Genomic DNA, 18,366 nt, shown 5'->3' on the forward strand with positions numbered 1-18,366 from the left:
CTCTCTAACTCAGAATTATAGATGCCTTATTTACTATCGATTTCAGTTTATAGTCCATCAATAACTGAAGTATGAACTAAAAACTTATAATTAATCAGCACAAAAACCGAGTATTATCTCGGTTACCAGTTTGGTTTAAACAGAGTGGTGTTATCGATGGCTAACTAGGTACTATCAAACCATCGATGACAGTTTGCAGCACCTTGCCTTCGTTTACGTTCTAAATGTTCGCAATAGACATCAAGTGCTTCCAGAGTGCCCACAGCACCTTTAAATAATCTGCTAAACTCTGTAGAGAGTTTTATCCAATTTTCTTCTGGAATATTAAGTCTTTCAAGTACCTGCATAGATGTGCTACTTATAGCACCACGCTTGTCATCCCGAATAATTCTGCCTGTTTCATCAACTAGCTGTAAGTACTCTTTAGCGGTGAACATTAACCCTTTAGGCATTTCCTTACGCTCATTCCCTACAAAAGGCAGTAAAGCACTAGGCTGCTCACCTTTAATAGCGGACTTGATTCTAAGCTGAATACTCGTGTGGTCTGATTGTTCTGGCGTATCAGCCATTTTGGCTCTGATAGGGTTTAGGTCGACATAAGCCATACAGGCTAGAACAGCAGTCTCATCGAGCAAAGCTTGAGACTTAAAACGCCCCTCCCAGAACCGCCCCGTGCAGTTATCCTCTTTATTCGCCATTCGGGCAATAGGTTCATTCAATGCTCTCATAAACCAAGAAATATCACTCAATCGACTTCGATATTGAGCAATTGAATGCTTCAGACTGCTAACCTCAACACTTTCAATTAATTCACCTTTAGCAAACTTTTGAGTTATATCTGTGCCTTTGAATAGTTGATGCCAGTGTTCAACCACCTCTCTATCTGTCCAAGTATTGGCTTCATAGATATCTATCTTCAACACTAAGTGCAAATGATTGGACATCACCGCATAAGCGCTGACATCTATGGCAAAGATATTAGCTAACGCTAGCAGTCTTGATTCAACCCAACCTCGTCGATGCTCATAGGACTGACCGGTATACTTATCAACCCCCGTAAGCCAGGATTTGCGCACACACCTAGACACGCAGTGATAAAAAGGGGTGTCTTCCACGCTAACTAACGTACTTCTTGGTCTGGCCATAGAAACCTCAATCCAACGACGATAATTTAAGCTTAGTCACAGCTTGAAAATTCATCCAGAATTATGGGTGGCCTTATAATTTATTGCGAAAAATAGGGACTCTATTGTTCTGTTGATAAGAAAAAAAATGTTCTGTGAAGTGATCACTGGATTCGTGATCAATATACACATCTTTGAAAGTACTTATATTTTTTGATTCTAATAAGTAGTTTCGCTCAACACCTAGTTCAATAGTTTTTACGCCATTATGATTTATTGGGCATTGTGTAATAACCATCTCTACCTCGCCTTTGAGCAACATAGAAGCAGCATTGCGCATCTCTTCAACTTTAAATTCACAAGAAATATTTGGATGCTGGTTAATAATACGGTTAACTATTGGCATTATCACTGAACGAGTGATTGAAGAAAAACTGCCTATTCGAACGACTCCAGATAACGAATTATAATTTTGTGAACAGAAGCCATACAATAGCTCTTGCTCAAAAGTTTCACGTAACTTGCAATATTTTAATAACCGAAGACCAGAATCCGATAGGGATATACTATTTTGCCCTCTGTTTATTAATATTCGCCCTAGTTTAGACTCAAGTATATTGATGCGCTGTGATAATGCTGACTGAGTAATTCCAATAATTTTGGATGCTTTAGAGAAATGGAGCGTTTGTGCAACCATATAAAATGCTTGCAATTGTTTAGTCGAAAGACCACTTACTAGCTTTTGATATAAAGGTTCATTGGGTGACGATTTTCGTTGTGTGTACATACCGCTCCTAATTTTTAGATCCATGGTACGAAAAAAAACGTACGCTAAGGTTAATTTGGGAGTTGAGCAAACACAGCTCTATTACTCAGAAAATGTGGCCGTGTAACTACGCTTTCACCATTACTATACATGCCTGTATGCAAATTGTGCGATCTGTAACACTAGAATTCAATTATTTGGCTCGGTAACAGCCTGAGTTTTATTATGGGTATGCAATCATTATAGTTGCATCTACACCACACCTCTAAAAACCAATGTTTCTTCGGTTTAGGTTTTAACTATTTGCTAATTTTGCAGCATCTTTCCATAAATAACTGGGCATAGGTTCATGTAATTCCCAGGTTATATTCATAGGTTGAGAGCCGTTAGTTTCAATTAAATTAACCCAACCTAAGTTCACGAATCCCATCGTATTTCCATTTTCGTCTTTATTGGATTCTCGTACCCATAACATGAGTCTTTTACCTATCTCTTTATGCTGAATATAGGTTAACCCTTTACCATTCTCAGGTTTTGATGAGTTTTGAGTTTGCCAATGAAAGTGCGTAGGGCTCATCGCATAATCATGGTAGCGTGTAGTCGGTGAAAAATGCTGATCTGACTTTTGTAATGTGACAAATAAGAGCTCTACGTTGAGATCATTTAAGTTGAATACTCCTTCACGGCTAACAGCTTGTTTTTCGAAGCTTGAACCACCTAACCCTGTAATAATTTGCTCTCGAGTGTAACGTGCATTGAGCTGTAGTGGGCAAGGGAAGTCAGTTTCAATCTTCTGAACTTGAGTGTCGTTAGTATCAAGTAAATAGTTGATAACTTGTATTAACTCACTTTGATATTCTGGATGAGCAAGTGCAGCTAGGCTTTCTGATAAAGAGTTAAAATCTAGTTTGCTGCCAGCACAGTTCCAAAAGTCATAGTGGCACATTAAAGCCATTTTCTGATCTATTGGATCTCCACTATCAATCCACATGAAGTTATTTATGGCTAGTGAGCGAATGAAAACTAGATAAGTTCGAGCATCACATCTCATTAAACTGTTGCTAATAGCCTTGTGATAATTTTCAGCAATTGGGGTTTCGTTTACTTTTTCGATTAGTTTTAGATCGCTTAACAGACGAGTCCATCCCCCTCCTTTGTTAGGCTTATTCTTATAAATATCAAGCAGGTGAATATTAGTATTGAACGTTAAAAAGTTACTCAACGTCAGTTTTTGATTTGTATGATGTTGAAAATTCGAAATATATGTCTTTAGCTTTTTCTGATTTAATATGGCTTTCTTAATATTTTCTAAGATTATTTCTTTGGTTTTTTTCTGCAATTCAATATGACAGCCAAGTGGAAGGTGCGGGAAGCCGTGTTCTATTTCTTTGCTTATGGCTGTATGTGTTTTTCCTATTAATGCTCTGAATTTTTGAGAAAAATCGTACTCGGCTCTAGCATTACCGACAAAATCCAACACAGTGACACATTCTTTGCCATCATTGTGGCGTAAGCCACGTCCTAGTTGCTGCAAAAATATGGTTAAACTCTCTGTTGGCCTTAAAAATAGTAGGGTATCTATTTCTGGGATATCGACACCTTCGTTAAATATATCAACAACACAGAGGATATTTATATCTCCTTGCTGTAAAGCTTGTCTTACCGAATGTCTTTCAGAAGAATTTTTACTGGTAAGTACAGCACTTGGTATTCCTTTAAGAGAAAACTTTTCAGCCATATATCGAGCGTGATCTTGGTTGACACAAAAAGCTAATGCGCGCATTTCTAATGGCTTAGTTATAAGCTCTTCTATATTTTGAAGTATTTTCTGCAATCGCTGATCATTTTGGGTATAGAGTTGAGTTAACTCGCTTGGGTTGTAACGGCCATTTTCCCACTTTACCTGCCTTAGATCGGTATTATCATCTATGCCGAAATATTGGAAAGGACATAAATGTCTTAGATTTATAGCTTCAGGTAATCTAAGTTCAGCTGCTATTACTCCCCCAAAATCGTCTAATATATTTTTACCGTCATGACGCTCTGGCGTGGCGGTAAGCCCCAATAGTATCTTGGGAGAAAAGTGATGAATGATTTTTCGGTAGCTATCTGCAGATACATGATGAACTTCATCGATAACAATAAAGTCATAATAATCTGAACTGAGGTTTATTTTATCTAATTGATTATTAAAGCTTTGAATTGATGAGAAAAGCTGTTTGTATGAATCTGGTTTATGTTGTCCGACCCATAATTCGCCAAAGTTGGGCTGTTTCAGTACAGCTCTAAAGCTTTCGATTGCTTGTATTAATATCTCTTCTCTATGTGCAATAAATAGAATTTTTGCTGTTGGATTTTCTAGATAAAAACGTTTGAAGTCAAAAGCTGATATCAGGGTTTTCCCGGTACCTGTAGCGGCGACTATCAAGTTCCTATTTCTGCCATGTATATTCCGTTCTGCATCTAATCTTTCTAAAATTTCAATTTGATGCTGATGAGGCGCTAAATCGAAAAATATCCTATTAAAGTGTTCTTTATCACCACGGCCAGCACTAAGCGAATGCCTTAGTTTACAACTCGCTTTCTCTGAACCATCAAATACCTCAAATTCAGGTTGCTGCCAGTATGTCTCAAATGTACTAAATGTTTTTTCTATAATGTGTGGAATTTCTTGATTGGTTATCTTTAAGTTCCACTCTAAGCCGTTAGTTAGGGCTGAACGAGAGAGGTTTGACGAGCCTATGTAACCGGTATGAAATCCTGAATTTCGCATGAATAGATAAGATTTTGCATGAAGACGCTCTTGGTTATGGTTATAGCTTAATTTAACTTCGGTGTTAGGTAGCTGGGCCAGCCATTGAACGGCTTTTAGGTCTGTAGCCCCCATATATGATGTCGTAATTATTTGAAGTTTATGTTTGTTATCGCGGGTAAAGGTTCGAAGTTCATCCATGAAAATTCTAAGACCAGTCCATTTGATAAATGAAACGATCCAACAGATTCTGTTAGAAGATAGTATTTCGCGCTTAATCTCACTCTCTAGTGAAATGCCTTGGTTACTACCGCAGAATAATTCACTCTGCGTGAGGCCTGTAAGGGGAGTTATTTTATCTATGTGTGAGGATAGTTTAGCTGCAACCGGATCATGTTTATCAAAAATGGCTGTAAGTAGCTTTGCTGGTTGGGCTACGGTGAAGTTAGATAAATCAAGATTATCTACCCTTTCCTGTAGCCAATAAATTAGCTCGTTTGCTAGTTCTATTTGGGATAATGGGGAGTCTTTGGTATTTTTTGATTCAGATATAGCAAGATGAAAAACATGGACTAATGCCCGAGTTAACCAAAGAGTCTGCTCGGTTGTATCCATATTTCGTTCTGAAATAAAGAACTTATCTTTATCCAACTTATTATTGATAACTTTCGTGATAAGTTGTTCATAAATACCCGTTTGCATTATAAAACTCAAATATTCTTAGCCTGAGAGAAACTATGCCAGGTAAGTAAGTTTTTGCAAGCAACAAGAACTAAATCGAAGAGATAACTGTGGCTTTACCAACAGGTGTAGATACGGCTGCGAGTTTCGGTTTCAAGGATGAAACCGTAAAGCGGCCAGGGATGGCTTTATAGCGTCTCGCAGAAGTATCTGCACATAACCTCGCTGGAGGCGATAAACACCAATGAAGGTACGGTTACTTTAACCCATCAAACAAAATAACAGCCAAATGAAACCAAAACCTAACCAGAAAAGTTATTTGCAAAACTTGTTAACCGACAAGTGAGCTAAGCTCTGGGTAGATTACGAGAATGAAAATCATCGTGAGAACACAGGTTCTAGTCGATACACTGTGATTACTGCAACCGCAACTCGTTTCAGTGCTTCTGAGTGGGATATTGAAATAGAACATGATGAAGAAAGCATCACTGTTTTTGAATCTGAAGACTCCCAAGCTCTAACCCAATACCTCTCAACACTCTCTATTCTCGATACAGTTTAACAAGGCAGCTAAATCGAAGAGATGCACTGCTTTTATAAACAAGGTGTAGGTAGGCAAGAGTGTCTCGAAAACACGGTGAGGTATTACGAAGTAATACTCTTCGAACGAGAAATAGGGATATCGAACTGGCCGTTTAACATGGACGTTATTGGTTTTCGCGAAGCAACCAAGGCAGAAAATGTTCCCTACATTTTTCTGCATTTCCTACTATCCATGTAAGTCAGATGGCTTCACAGCGTCCCGAGAGCTTACCTACACATGAGCCTGCTGCAAGCAATAAACACCAATGAAGCTTTGGTATTCCATAAACTTCAAAGTAAAAATGAAAGCCAAATCCCCAAAAACTAACCAGAAAAGTTATTTGTAAAACTTACTAACTGGTAAGTAACAAGTATCGAGTACTTCTACCACCAGCATCTGCCTTAACTAAACACCTTTGCTCAACCAGTTGTGCCAGATGACGGGTTGCCGTTGCGCGACTTACCTTGGCTACTTTTTGGTATTGGCTACTGCTGATCCCAAGTTCAAACTCATGCTCAGGGCTGGCGTCTAAAAGTCGGTTAAGGACTTTGATCTGTTCAGCACTGAGTAGTGTTTGATCAACTCGTTGCCAGTAGTTTGTTTTAGAAATGGTTTGCGCTATATCATCTAAAGATTTTTGCAAACTGGCGTTGAGTGTATCTAAGAACCAGACAAGCCAAGAGGTGATATCAAGCTCGCCTTTTTGACTTATTTCCAGCATTTCATAATAGGCTTGGCGACGTTCAAGAATACTTACCGACATTGCATAGAAGCGTATTGAATTGTTTTCAGCTTGGGCTAGCGCTAAGTCAGTGAGTAGTCGAGTAATACGGCCATTACCATCATCGAGCGGATGTAAGGTTACAAACCATAAGTGAGTGATCGCCGCGCGGATCAGTGGATCAAGATCAGTGTCGTGGCGTGAGCTATTAAACCAGAGAATAAATTGCTCAAGTTCACTATCTAGTATTACACGAGGAGGCGCCTCAAAGTGTACTTTGGGTTTGTCTATGCGACCTGATACCACTTGCATAGGTGCATCCCCCCGCAATGTGCCACCTTGGACGGGATTAAACAGAGTGTAGCCTTCAGGGAATAATAGATTATGCCAACCCAGTATACGAGCTAAGGTTAACTCTGATTGCCAGTTTTGCAGCGCATCAAGCATCATCTCGGCTAAACCATCAGTTTGGGCTGTGGTGGGAAATGGTTTCTCATCACTAACACCAAGCTTGTTTGCCAAAGATGAACGTACCGAAAAAGCATTGAGTTTCTCACCCTCAATAGCGCTCGAATGTATGATGTTGGCTAAAAGCGTATCGAGTGTGATTTGAGTCGATGGCTCTCTATTTAACTTGCCAGTAAGTAGACCTTGATTGAAATTAACTTGACGCAGTAACGGTGCTATTTTACGACTGTCCCAACTAAAATCAGGCCAATCTGCTTGTTGCCAAATCCACATACTTATCACTCTTGAGTCGAATACATACTTTATTCTACTCACTTAATGAGGCGAATAACAATTATATTTGCCTCATATCATGAGGCGAATAGGGTGTTTAATTGCCTCATTATCTGCAATCTTTACCTCCGCGAACGACCCTGTATCTCGCTCATAAGCTAATGTCTTCGTCATATTCGGCGTGTAGCGGAGAAAAGCAATTAGGAAACTATCTTGAAAATAACCTCTAGAGTCTGTTTTTAAATACTTTTCGGTGAAATTTTTAGTCAATATATTCTGTCTAGCTTATTGCTACTCAAAGGGAGTGGTGACTACTGGATTGAATAAGATGAAAACAACAAATTTTGGCTATGTGTTTGGCGTGCTAGGTGTATCTTTGCTGTTGCTATGGTTAGGGGTTTATAAGTTCACTCTTACTGAGGCTAAATTGATTGAACCCTTGATAGTGAATCATCCTTTGTTAAGTTGGGTCTATCAGGTTTTTTCTGTGCAAACGGTATCAAATCTTATTGGTTCGGTTGAGATTATTGTTGGCCTCGGACTCTTAGTTGGATTAAAAAAATCTTGGGTTGGTTTGGTGTCTGGACTCGCTGCAGTGGGTATTTTTGTGGTCACTCTCAGCTTTATACTGACGACACCGGATACGTGGAAGGTATCAGATGGGGTACTGATCACCAGTTTCTTCTTGCTTAAAGACTGGGTGTTTCTCGCCGTGGCAATTATGGTGGTTGAAACCAACCGAGGAATTTTAAAGCGATATTCAGGCGATCAATAACGGTTTCTAATTAACCCTTTGTTTAGTTAATCCTAACTAACAGCCTTTTGCCAAAGACCTAGGCATTGTCTGTGAAGGAACTACTTGTGAAAGAATTATTATGCATATAAATAGACTCTCTTTGCTCATTAAAATTTGTTTATTGACGGGATTATCAGTGCTAGCGTCACCTCTACTTGCTGCTGATAAGACCATTTCAGAGTTGGTAGATGCCGTTAATGGCACACCTGATACCGCCAGTCGTGAAGCGGGTAAAAAAATAAAATTACGTAATCATGCTAAAGGATTTTGTACCTCAGGCACTTTTATTCCTAACCCTAAATTGCTGCAAACTTTGGCAATTCCCTTTTTTGAGCAGCCAGAAATAGCAGTGACGGCTCGTTTTTCACTTGGTGGCACTAGTCTATTGGCATCGGATAAGGGCGCGGGTCGTTTTATGTCGCTTAAGATTGATGGTGATAAAGAAAGCCTTAACTTTGTTACTACTAATTCTCCCGTCTTTTTTGCCAGTGATTTGGAAGAGTTTTTTAACTTTCAAACGAAAGTGAAGCAGGGCGCTGAAGGTAAACAGTGGCTTATGGATCATCAACCTAATGCCAAGGCTTTTTTTGACTACAGCAAGACATTGCCATCGAGTGTTAGTTTTGCCAATAGTCGTTACTTTGGGGTTAATAGCTTTCTGTTCACTGCTAATAATGACGAAATTATGCCAGGTCGTTGGATTTTTGAGCCCGTTGACGGTGTTAGTAACTTTAGTCCAACAGAGCGTGAGAAATTGCCTGATGATTTTTTACAAACAGAGCTGTTAACTCGTATTAAACAACAACCCGCTGCGTGGGATCTCTATATTAAATTGGCACTCCCCAGTGATGAGGTTAACGACCCAACCGTGTTGTGGCCTGATACTCGCCAACGTTTATTGGTAGGGCAAGTGCTGATTGACGGGAGTCGAGATAATGAAACCGCAACAATGGAGTGTGATAAGGGCATTTTTAACCCCGTATTATTGCCCAAAGGTATTACTCCTTCTGCTGATCCCATCTTAAATGCTCGTACCCCCGCATATATAGAATCATTTATTCGACGTCTATAGATAAAATAACTATTCGCCTCACTTAGTGAGGCGAATAGGGTGGTTAATTGCCTCATCTGCCTATTTCCTCAACCTCATTTCTTCAATCAGTCATACTAGATACCAAATCGGTCATCAAAAACAGGCTTTAGATCAAACAGATAACTTTGGCTTTTTCACAGAGAGAAAGCACAGCTATTCACCACTGAGGGCACTAAGTACACGGAGAAAATAAACAACTAAGAGAAAAACTATCGAGCGTTAAATTATGATTTGTTTAAGAAAAATCTAAAACGAAGAAGTGATCTCTGGTTTATCAACTAGTGTAAATGCAGCTGCGAGTTTCTGTTTTAAGGTGAGATATCGCGAAGTGATACTCTTCGAACGAGAGGCTGGGATGCCGAACTGGCAGTTTAACTGGGAGGTTATTGGAAATAGTAAAGCGACCAGGGATGGCTTCACAGCGTCTCGCAGAAGTATCTACACATTCAGCGAACCGCAGGTTATATATTCAAGTAAGTCCTTGGCCTTAGGATACCTACCAAATATCAAAAACCAAGACCTAACCTGAAAGCTATTTGCCAAACTTGTTAACCGACAAGTTCAGATTAACTAGTGTTACAATCGTGACAATCACAAGGCTAAAACCTTATAGTAAAGCCACCTATGACTATCATCACCAAATTAAAATCAACAATTAACCCACCAGCAAACCCAACATCTAACCCCAAAAAGATGACCAAGGCCTTCATCATAGGCCTACCCCGATCTGGTACAACAAGCGTCAGCGTGGCACTGCTTGAGCAAGGTTTTAAAGTGGCACATCAAGCGTTTACCAAGCAGGCATTTGAGTTGGCCGATGTGGTATCAGATGCCCCTTGTTTTAGTGATTACAAACAGTTAGCAGTTTTATATCCTCAAGCTAAGTTTATCTATCTGGATCGTGTTGTTGAGTCTTGGGTACCGTCGATGCAGATGTTGTTAAGTCGAATGTTACCCCATTTGGATATGAAAACCGGACGGTTTCACCCTGTATTAAAGCGCAGCTTTAAGCACTGTTTTGGGGTGGGTGAAGTGAGCGAGCCTATGGATACTCAACACCTAATTAATTGTTATCAAACTCATAAAAAAGCGGTGTTTGATTATTTCTGCTCTTTTGGAAGTGATCCGGATCGCTTTATTAGTATTGATATCAGTGAAGTGGGCAGTTTATCTAGGTTAATTAACTTCTTAGATGCCGATAAAGATATTCATTTTCCAAATTCGAATGCTCAGCTAAGCTACTCACACTTAAACTCTTTAAACCTGAGCTCTCTACATCTAAATTTTCCACACCTAAATAAGGGCAGAAATGTTGCCAGCTGGGATGAGTATAAACATGCTAATAAGATCAACAGTAATGTATCTGGGCCGGAGAAGCGTAAGTTTTTCGATTACAAATTAGTTTAGCTTTAATCTAGAGGCGCATAGATTCAATTATTATTAATTTCAGTCACATCTTATATTGATTATTAGTTCTCTATTTCTTCTGTTCCTTTTGCCCGTTAGACTTGGCAGAACATTCCATACTACCTGTTTACTTATTGCCGATGCCCCCTAAAAACCTCAGTTCAGCTACTACTATGATGTCACTGCCCATTGATGCTCTCTATGATGAGTTTGTATTAGCGATTAAAAACAATCATTTGGTAGTCGAGTCTGATACTGGATCCGGTAAATCCACCCGCTTGCCACTTTGGTGTGCCGAGTCTGATAGTGATGGTTTAAATGGTGGTAAACCTAAACGTGTATTGGTGGTAGAACCAAGGCGAGTGGCGTGTTTGGCTTTGGCGGGGTTCGTAGGTGCCCAAACAGAGCTTGACGTCGGTTATGCCATACGTTTTGATTCGACAGTTACCGATATGACTCAGATAGCGTTTGTTACGCCAGGTATTGCCCTGCGTTGGCTCTCTATGGGGAGAGGACAAGATGGCCAAGTCGATGAAAAAGCAGGATTAGCCTGTTTCGATATCGTGATCATTGATGAGTTCCATGAACGCCGTTGGGATACGGATCTGCTATTGGCCATGCTTAAGGATAAAGCGGCACAGCAGGATAACTTCAGATTAATACTGACCTCGGCGACGATAGATGGTGAGCGGTTAACGACTTATTTGGGACAGAATTCCGGCGTTAGTGCCCAAAGATTGCAGGCTCAAGGGAGAAGGTTCCACGTGGAACTTAGATATGAGGCTGCGGAAAGTCATCATCTACCCGATGTTCGTGGTGTGGAGCAGAGAGTAAAAAAGGTGGTTGCTGGGCTTTTGGCTGAAACTAAAGGAGATATATTGGTTTTCCTCCCCGGAAAAGGTGAAATTCAATCATGTTTGCAGGCATGTGAGGGCTTGACGAGAGGGAGTTCTGCTTCGGGAGAGGTGGTGGACTTGTTGGTATTGCATGGCGGCATTTCAGCCTCTGAACAGAAGGCGATACTTGATCCGGCGAAGGGACAAAGGGTCATTTTCGCCACCAATATTGCTGAGACTTCACTGACGATTCCTGGGGTCACTGCTGTGGTGGATTCGGGGTTAGAGCGTCGAACTCACCAGAGGAATGGCCGAACGGTATTGTCACTGGCTCGTATCTCTAAAGCCAGCAGTGATCAACGAATGGGGCGTGCGGGTCGTACTCAGCAAGGAATATGTGTGCGTCTATGGGGAATGGGGGCGCCATTAGAGATGGTCACACCTCCCGAGTTGCAGCGTGAAGAGTTGGTGGAACCTATGTTAGCCGCTGCTGCTAATGATTTTAGACTAAGGGAGTTAAGTTTTGTCGACCGGATCCCTGCTAAAGCCTTAGAAATAGCTGAAACTAAGTTGTGCGCTATGGGGGCGATTGATCACCTGGGGAAAATTACTGCCCACGGTTACAAGTTACTGCCTTTACCCATTGATACCCAATTTGCTCACTTGATCAGTGCGATGCCCAATGATGAGTGTCGTGGTCTGATGGTTGATCTTGCCGCGGGGTTAAGTGTGTCCCAGCGTCTATTTGTCATGCCAAGTTCAGACTCTGATCTCAAAGACCTAAATGAGTGGGAGCCGCTTGGGTGTGACGCTTTGACCTTGATTAAGTTGATCCGTGAAAAACCTCCTGAGTTTATGCTGATAAATCAGAGTGCCCGCAAAGAAGCGCTATTATTGTCGCGCCAGATACGCTCCTCCCTTGGTTTGATTGCACTGGATAAAGATTTCAGCTTGCAAGCTGGTAGGTTCAATTTACGACAGCACTGGTTACTCGAGGTGATAAAGGCGTTACCTGAGTTGGCATTTATACGCCGTGAGAAACGTATTTCAGCTTTGGGTAATGGATACAGTGAAGTGCAGATTGGCCGTGATAGTCGTTTCTGTTGTGAGCTTAAAGATAGTCAGGGCAAGGAGAGTGCTGTTGTTGCTGTGGTGTTCGATCAGCATTCGATAGCGGGTAAGGGTAGCAAGCAGACATTGAATCTGGCCAGTTGTATGGCACCTATTTCGCTTAGTACCTTGTTGGAGGCTGACTTAGGTGTGGAGCGTTTAACTGAGAAGCGTGAACAGGGAATAAATCATCGTGTATTAGTTGAAACTGTTTATGCGGGGAGAGTCATTGGTACCCATCTAAAGGAGGTTGAGGGAGAGCAAGCTATCGAGGCGATAGTGCGCAGTATCTCTGTTGGCCGGACATTTAAGGGGCTTGCTGATCGTATTAATAATGATATTTCAGCCTGGAATATTTGGGTCGCTTTAGGTCTGTCTGAGTGCGATAAGCCTGCCTTAGAGTTCACTTCATATCTGAGTGATAAGCTATCTGAACTTGGGGTTGAGAGTTTCGATGATCTTGCACTTATTGAGGCAGACGATCTTCTGTTTGAAGGGATTCCTGATTGGCAGCGTGCCGAGTTTGATGCGATGTATCCCATTAAGTTGGCGTTGGCTCAGTTAAAGGTGACGGTGGAGTATTTGCCAAGACGTAAACTAGTGACTTTGGTGTATGCCAGTGGCTTGAGAAAAACGGGGCCGCAACGTTGGGAGTTGCCTCGTTGGCTTGGCTGGAAAATTCAGTACCGTAAAGCGAGTCGGGTGATAGATGTAAAATGAGTTGTTTTTTAATTTTCATAAACCCCATTAGAGCCTGTCATTTTTATAAGCAGGAAAAATAAAAAGTAAACTTTTATTCATTCTACATAGTACATACCCTTTACTTGGATTTTGATGCTATTTACCAGGTGGAAAAAGGGGATTTCTGTTATGCCTGTAATGATCTCTTGTGGATAAAACGATCTTTTACCGTGCGGATAACTAATTTAATGTTTTTCTTGCGTATAACTTATCTACAGCTTTAAATATATTTTGATTTTTATCCGAAATACTTAAAAAACGATCTGAGGAAAAACACTTAATAAACAGTGATATATGGGGCGATCCGAACAGAGATATAGATCTTAAGTAATCTTTGCATTGCTTGTTGATATCTCTGTTGATTATTTTGCTCCGGATCTGTGGGTTTTGTGTCTACAAGGTATCAAAGAGATCTTTTTTTGATCTAAGATTTACAGAGTAAAAAAGTGTGCTGTAAGGTTTTATTTTCTAGGGCAAAAGTAGGATGTTAAAACACGTTATGTTTTGTCTCAGCAGGCTAAAATTGGGCAATATGCCGTTTGATCCCAGCTGAAAATTGACGGGATCAGTGAGGGATAATTTTCTATATTGGTTGCTATTATTTGACAAGCAGAAGCTAGTGAAGATTTTTTCTCTGTAGATCGTCTTATCTATAATTTCAGTTGGTGTTGTATGAGGCCATCTAAAATCAGATGGCAACAGGCTTGCTTAATTTAATTACTTGCCAATACAGAAACTGCTAAATATTTTTCCAAGAAGATCGTCGGAAGTGAACTTACCTGTAATTTCTGATAATGCCATTTGAGCCATTCTGAGCTCTTCGGCGAGTAGTTCACCTGCTAAATAGACTTCGAGTTGCTCTTTGCCTATCAGAAGATGGCTGCTGGCAAGATCTAAGGCCTCTAAATGGCGACGTCGTGCGATAAAGCCACCTTCCATATTGCTCTGATAGCCCATGAGCGATTTAAGGTGCTGTTGTAGCGCATCAACACCTAAGCCTGTTTTGGCTGAAATACGAAACACATTGTGACCATGATCTTGGGTAAGTGCTAAATCTTCACCTGTGATATCCGCTTTATTACGTATAACTGTGATACCTAAGTTTTTTGGTAGACGGTCAATAAAGTCGGGCCAGATCTCGTGTGGGTCAATGGCGTCGGTGGTGGTACCGTCAACCATAAAGAGTACCTGATCGGCGGTTTCTATCTCGGCCCAGGCGCGTTCAATACCGATCATTTCCACAGCATCAGTGGTGTCACGCAGACCTGCAGTATCGATAATGTGCAGCGGCATGCCATCTAAGTGGATATGTTCACGCAGTACATCACGGGTGGTACCGGCTATTTCGGTTACTATGGCTGATTCTTTACCGGCTAATGCGTTAAGTAGACTAGATTTCCCCGCATTAGGACGACCGGCAATGACGACCTTCATCCCTTCACGAATGATAGAACCTTGCTTAGCACTGGCTTGAACTGTGTCGAGTTTAGTGATGATTCGATTGAGTGAACCAGCGATCTTACCATCAGATAGGAAGTCGACCTCTTCGTCGGGAAAATCGATAGCCGCTTCGACGTACAGGCGCAAATTAGTCACTTGCTCTACCAGTTCATGTATCTGTAGTGAGAACTCTCCCTGTAGCGAGTTTAAGGCGCTCTTAGCTGCTTGTTCACTGGTGGCATCGATGAGATCAGCAATGGCTTCTGCTTGGGTGAGATCCATCTTGTCGTTCATAAAGGCTTGTTCGCTGAACTCGCCGGGTCTAGCGATACGTAGTCCTTCAACTTCCATTACACGCTTGATCAACATATCGAGCACTATCTGGCCACCATGACCCTGAAGTTCGAGAACATCTTCTCCGGTGAAGGAGTTGGGGCCTTGAAAATAGAGTGCGATACCTTGATCGATCACCACGTCGTTGGCGTCTTTAAAATCACAGTAATCGGCATAGCGTGTCTTGGGAAGGTGGCCAAGTACCGCCATAGCGACATCGCTGGCCTTGTCGCCAGAGATACGAATGATACCTACACCGCCACGCCCTGGAGCGGTTGCCTGTGCCACGATAGTATCTGTTGTCATTACTGTGATTCCTACTTTGAATAATGGAAAGCAAATTCGAAAAGACTGAGTCTTATATAAAACAAAAAAGCGGTCAATACTCAGTATTAACCGCTTTTTTTGTTTAGAGATTAAGGCTTATTTTAAGCCTTTCTTCTCCAAACCAGCGTAGATAATCTTCTGCTGTGTGATAGCCACTAAGTTACCGACTAACCAGTAAAGTACTAGACCCGCAGGGAACCATAGGAAGAATACGGTAAATACCACTGGCATCCACTGCATCATCTTCTGTTGCATAGGATCCATAGTTGGTGCCATTGGCTGCATCTTCTGCATTACAAACATTGAGATACCCATCAAGATTGGCATCACGTAGTAAGGATCTTGTACCGAAAGATCGGTTATCCAAAGCATGAATGGTGCATGACGTAGTTCAACACTCTCTAGCAGTACCCAGTACAGGGCAATGAAGATTGGCATCTGTAGCAAGATTGGAAGACAGCCACCCATAGGGTTCACTTTCTCTTTCTTGTACAGCTCCATCATGGCTTGACCCATCTTCTGACGGTCATCACCAAAGCGCTCTTTCATCTCAGCAAGCTTAGGCTGTAGATTACGCATCTTAGCCATAGAAGTGTACTGAGCTTTAGTCAGTGGATATAACATACCACGCACAGTTAGGGTAATTAGAATAATCGCAGCACCCCAGTTGCCTACTAATGATTGGAAGAACATCAATAATTTGTAGATAGGTACTGCCAACCACCATAGGAAACCATAATCTACAACCAAGTTAAGGGTTGGAGAGATAGCGGATAGTGCAGCTTGATCTTTAGGACCAACGTAGAACTGGGAGGTGATCTCTTGTGTTGTGCCTGGCGCAATATCATAGATGGCGCCACGGAAACCGATATTGGCTTGACCGCCAGCACTGATGCTAGAGAAAATAGTGTTTTGATCGTCTGCTGGTGGTACCCAAGCTGAAACAAAGTAGTGTTGTAGCATCGCTGCCCAACCACCTAATGTTTTATCGTCTAGATTCTTATCTGCCATGTCATCGAAGCTGTACTTCTCGTAGCGAATATCTGCTGTCGAGAAAGCCGCGCCACGGTAAGTCGGCATCATCATGCTGCTTTCGCTTTCTTTGATGCTGTGTTTAATCTGACCGTACATCTGAACTTGCAACTGCTTGTCAGAGGTGTTGTCGATGATGTAATCAACATTGATGTCGAATTTGCCACGATGGAAGATAAACAGTTTCGTGTATTCAACACCATCAGCGGCAACATAGGTAAGTGGCACTTCTAATGTGTCTTGACCTGCTGCTAAAGTGTATTCACGTGAAGTACTGTCAAAATGTGCACGACCCTTAACGCTACTGTCGATACCATTGCGACCGATAAGACCACTTTGAGCAATATAGTTAATGTCTTTAGTTTGCTCTAGTAGTACGAATGGTTCGTTATTATTGAGTTCAAGTTTATGTTCAACCAAGGCTGAATAAACGATATCACCACCGATAGGGTTAATCTTAACGATTAACTGATCAGTGTTCACTGTGATGAGCTCTTTAGACGCTACGACGGCAGCAGGTAGTGCTGAGTCTGCATCGGGAACATCAGAGCTGTGAGAATCTGAAGCTGACGAAGCGGCGACAACCGATGAAGATTGAGTCGCTACTGGTTGTGGGGCTTGATCTGTCTGCCACTGTTGCCAAAGCAAAAAGCTGACAAAAAGCAAACCGATAAGCAATATATTGCGTTGAGATTCCATAGCCTATTTATTACACCTGTGGTTTTTTTGGGGGACGGGATCGATTCCGCCCGGATGCAAAGGGTGACATTTTAGTATGCGTCGTGCTGCAAGCCAACAACCTTTTGCAGATCCATGCAAACGAATTGCTTCAATTGCATATGTGGAACAAGTTGGATGAAAACGGCACTTATTAGCCCCTAAAAAGGGGCTGATGAAGATTTGGTAGCCACGAATTAACGTGGTTGCTAGCCATTGTAACGGCGATTGAGTTTTCGCCATAGCTTTTCTACCAATTTATGGAGCTCTGCATTTTCCATCTCGACGACGCCATTTCTGACCAGTACTACTATATCAATTGGAGGCAGTTCGTGCTGATGCAAACGAAAGTTATCTCTAATGATACGTTTAATCCTGTTTCGCTGATGGGCTTTCTTTACAAAACGCTTAGCAACAGTGAGTCCAATACGTGGATGTTGTTCAGTGTTTGGGATAGCAAGTAAAGTTATTTCTGCGGAAGAAGCTTTGATGGGTTTTGAGAATACAGATTTAAATTGCGCGGGAGTCAACAAACGTAACTCCCGCGTAAAGGTATAGCTAGTCACTTGCATCTCTACGATTACGCAGAAAGACGAGCACGACCCTTGGCACGGCGACGAGCCAATACCTTACGGCCGCCTACTGTAGCCATACGTGCGCGGAAGCCGTGAGAACGCTTGCGCTTTAGGGTGCTTGGTTGAAAAGTACGTTTACTCATTGTGGCAATCCGTCTTTGAAAGTTAACAATCCTTACACCCAAAATAGTAATTTGAGGTAAGGGCAAAAAAGAGGCCGAATTGTAATCACTTTAAGTATGCTCGTCAACAAGCAAAAGCATTAAGTGTTAAAAATATCGACAATTAGTTTCTTAGCTAGTTGCTCAAAGCCACTATAAAATGTGGATAACTCTGTGCATGGACACTAGATGTTGTGGATCTAGTGATCATGCAGCCGATCTAAGAAAGGTCATTATAGATCGATCTGGATCGCTTAATAAAGCTGGATTTGTCGGTTTTTAAAATATAGTGAGATCGCAAGCGATCGTTTGGATCGGCATCCTATCGATAAAGATGATCTATCTGGGGATAAAATTATGATAAGGATAGCGATCATAGTGTTCTCACTATAGAATACCTCTCTTTGAGTGATCTTTTGGGGATAAGTAC

At 41.5% G+C, this 18,366-nt stretch carries 14 protein-coding genes; 5 read left to right on the forward strand and 9 right to left on the reverse strand.

Going from position 1 to position 18,366, the window contains the following annotated elements; all coding sequences use genetic code 11:
• Nucleotides 1-164 precede the first annotated feature (164 nt).
• The 3 genes from HWQ47_RS27855 to HWQ47_RS27865 all read right to left on the reverse strand — a co-directional run bounded on the left by HWQ47_RS27855 (nt 165) and on the right by HWQ47_RS27865 (nt 5,344).
• Nucleotides 165-1,145 (reverse strand): transposase, encoded by a 981-nt coding sequence (locus tag HWQ47_RS27855; RefSeq protein ID WP_269969166.1) that lies wholly within the window; start codon nt 1,143-1,145, stop codon nt 165-167.
• Between the two features lie 73 nt (nt 1,146-1,218).
• Entirely contained in the window at nt 1,219-1,911 is a 693-nt protein-coding gene (locus tag HWQ47_RS27860; protein ID WP_269969167.1) for a LysR family transcriptional regulator, read from the reverse strand.
• A gap of 274 nt (nt 1,912-2,185) precedes the next feature.
• Nucleotides 2,186-5,344 (reverse strand): DUF3427 domain-containing protein, encoded by a 3,159-nt coding sequence (locus HWQ47_RS27865; RefSeq protein WP_442802233.1) that lies wholly within the window; start codon nt 5,342-5,344, stop codon nt 2,186-2,188.
• Nucleotides 5,345-5,735: 391 nt separating this feature from the next.
• On the opposite strand from HWQ47_RS27865, the gene HWQ47_RS27870 reads away from it, so the two are divergent.
• The gene (locus HWQ47_RS27870; RefSeq protein WP_269969168.1) at nt 5,736-5,885 is read left to right on the forward strand and encodes a hypothetical protein; all 150 of its coding nucleotides are present in this window, start codon (nt 5,736-5,738) and stop codon (nt 5,883-5,885) included.
• 373 nt (nt 5,886-6,258) lie between these two features.
• Here HWQ47_RS27870 and HWQ47_RS27875 read toward each other — a convergent pair whose 3' ends face one another.
• Complete coding sequence (locus HWQ47_RS27875; RefSeq protein ID WP_269969169.1) at nt 6,259-7,368, reverse strand: Fic family protein; 1,110 nt, start codon at nt 7,366-7,368, stop codon at nt 6,259-6,261.
• Nucleotides 7,369-7,696: 328 nt separating this feature from the next.
• Here HWQ47_RS27875 and HWQ47_RS27880 point away from each other — a divergent pair, with 328 nt between their 5' ends.
• The 4 genes from HWQ47_RS27880 to HWQ47_RS27895 all read left to right on the forward strand — a co-directional run bounded on the left by HWQ47_RS27880 (nt 7,697) and on the right by HWQ47_RS27895 (nt 13,330).
• Entirely contained in the window at nt 7,697-8,143 is a 447-nt protein-coding gene (locus tag HWQ47_RS27880) for a DUF417 family protein (protein ID WP_269969170.1), read from the forward strand.
• 100 nt (nt 8,144-8,243) lie between these two features.
• Nucleotides 8,244-9,236 (forward strand): catalase family peroxidase, encoded by a 993-nt coding sequence (locus tag HWQ47_RS27885; protein WP_269969171.1) that lies wholly within the window; start codon nt 8,244-8,246, stop codon nt 9,234-9,236.
• 645 nt (nt 9,237-9,881) lie between these two features.
• On the forward strand, nt 9,882-10,664 hold the full coding sequence (locus tag HWQ47_RS27890; protein WP_442802084.1) for a sulfotransferase: 783 nt from the start codon (nt 9,882-9,884) through the stop codon (nt 10,662-10,664).
• A gap of 173 nt (nt 10,665-10,837) precedes the next feature.
• Complete coding sequence (locus tag HWQ47_RS27895; RefSeq protein ID WP_269969172.1) at nt 10,838-13,330, forward strand: helicase-related protein; 2,493 nt, start codon at nt 10,838-10,840, stop codon at nt 13,328-13,330.
• A gap of 738 nt (nt 13,331-14,068) precedes the next feature.
• On the opposite strand, the gene mnmE is transcribed toward HWQ47_RS27895, so the two are convergent.
• From mnmE to rpmH, 5 genes are all read right to left on the reverse strand, one after another.
• The gene (gene mnmE / locus HWQ47_RS27900; RefSeq protein WP_269969173.1) at nt 14,069-15,430 is read right to left on the reverse strand and encodes a tRNA uridine-5-carboxymethylaminomethyl(34) synthesis GTPase MnmE; all 1,362 of its coding nucleotides are present in this window, start codon (nt 15,428-15,430) and stop codon (nt 14,069-14,071) included.
• Nucleotides 15,431-15,547: 117 nt separating this feature from the next.
• Nucleotides 15,548-17,182 (reverse strand): membrane protein insertase YidC, encoded by a 1,635-nt coding sequence (gene yidC, locus HWQ47_RS27905; RefSeq protein ID WP_269969174.1) that lies wholly within the window; start codon nt 17,180-17,182, stop codon nt 15,548-15,550.
• Nucleotides 17,183-17,185: 3 nt separating this feature from the next.
• Nucleotides 17,186-17,443 (reverse strand): membrane protein insertion efficiency factor YidD, encoded by a 258-nt coding sequence (yidD, locus tag HWQ47_RS27910; protein WP_269969175.1) that lies wholly within the window; start codon nt 17,441-17,443, stop codon nt 17,186-17,188.
• The gene (gene rnpA / locus HWQ47_RS27915; protein WP_269969176.1) at nt 17,410-17,766 is read right to left on the reverse strand and encodes a ribonuclease P protein component; all 357 of its coding nucleotides are present in this window, start codon (nt 17,764-17,766) and stop codon (nt 17,410-17,412) included. Before rnpA ends, yidD begins: the two co-directional genes overlap by 34 nt.
• 14 nt (nt 17,767-17,780) lie before the next feature.
• Nucleotides 17,781-17,918: a 50S ribosomal protein L34 gene (gene rpmH / locus HWQ47_RS27920; protein ID WP_126507838.1), complete on the reverse strand. Its 138-nt coding sequence runs from the start codon at nt 17,916-17,918 to the stop codon at nt 17,781-17,783.
• Nucleotides 17,919-18,366: the final 448 nt, after the last annotated feature.

The sequence above is a fragment of the Shewanella sp. MTB7 genome, from assembly GCF_027571385.1.
In the GTDB taxonomy this organism is placed as follows: Bacteria; Pseudomonadota; Gammaproteobacteria; order Enterobacterales; family Shewanellaceae; genus Shewanella.

Excerpts from the sequence above, each read along its gene's own strand:
- HWQ47_RS27855 (WP_269969166.1), bottom strand. The coding sequence starts at position 1,145 with ATGGCCAGACCAAGAAGTACGTTAGTTAGCGTGGAAGACACCCCTTTT.
- HWQ47_RS27860 (WP_269969167.1), bottom strand. The coding sequence starts at position 1,911 with ATGTACACACAACGAAAATCGTCACCCAATGAACCTTTATATCAAAAG.
- HWQ47_RS27865 (WP_442802233.1), bottom strand. The coding sequence starts at position 5,344 with ATGCAAACGGGTATTTATGAACAACTTATCACGAAAGTTATCAATAAT.
- HWQ47_RS27875 (WP_269969169.1), bottom strand. The coding sequence starts at position 7,368 with ATGTGGATTTGGCAACAAGCAGATTGGCCTGATTTTAGTTGGGACAGT.
- HWQ47_RS27880 (WP_269969170.1), top strand. The coding sequence starts at position 7,697 with ATGAAAACAACAAATTTTGGCTATGTGTTTGGCGTGCTAGGTGTATCT.
- HWQ47_RS27885 (WP_269969171.1), top strand. The coding sequence starts at position 8,244 with ATGCATATAAATAGACTCTCTTTGCTCATTAAAATTTGTTTATTGACG.
- HWQ47_RS27890 (WP_442802084.1), top strand. The coding sequence starts at position 9,882 with ATGACTATCATCACCAAATTAAAATCAACAATTAACCCACCAGCAAAC.
- HWQ47_RS27895 (WP_269969172.1), top strand. The coding sequence starts at position 10,838 with ATGATGTCACTGCCCATTGATGCTCTCTATGATGAGTTTGTATTAGCG.
- mnmE (WP_269969173.1), bottom strand. The coding sequence starts at position 15,430 with ATGACAACAGATACTATCGTGGCACAGGCAACCGCTCCAGGGCGTGGC.
- yidC (WP_269969174.1), bottom strand. The coding sequence starts at position 17,182 with ATGGAATCTCAACGCAATATATTGCTTATCGGTTTGCTTTTTGTCAGC.
- yidD (WP_269969175.1), bottom strand. The coding sequence starts at position 17,443 with ATGGCGAAAACTCAATCGCCGTTACAATGGCTAGCAACCACGTTAATT.
- rpmH (WP_126507838.1), bottom strand. The coding sequence starts at position 17,918 with ATGAGTAAACGTACTTTTCAACCAAGCACCCTAAAGCGCAAGCGTTCT.